This window comes from Pseudoalteromonas aliena (assembly GCF_038155085.1).
GTDB lineage: Bacteria > Pseudomonadota > Gammaproteobacteria > Enterobacterales > Alteromonadaceae > Pseudoalteromonas > Pseudoalteromonas aliena_A.
Window position 1 is genome coordinate 1 of record NZ_JBAKAU010000338.1, and the last position, 206, is coordinate 206.

The 206-nt window shown below is 45.1% G+C and carries 1 protein-coding gene; it reads left to right on the top strand.

Features of this window, described 5'->3' with window-relative positions; all coding sequences use genetic code 11:
* Positions 1-206: DEAD/DEAH box helicase (locus V6260_RS19640; RefSeq protein ID WP_341595653.1), on the top strand; the 206-nt coding region annotated here is incomplete at both ends.

Here is a 206-nt window from a genome sequence, read left to right on the forward strand (position 1 = left end):
CGGCCATAAAGCAGTTATTGATGCTGCTATTATCGGCCAAGTCTCGCTTGTATTACTCCCTTCCGGTGGAGGTAAATCGGTGTGCTACCAAGTTCCTGCTTTAGTGCTCGAAGGCGTTACTATTGTTATATCTCCCCTTATATCGCTAATGCACTACCAAGTAACGCAACTGCAAGCTCTTGGGGTAAAAGCCGCTTATGTTAATA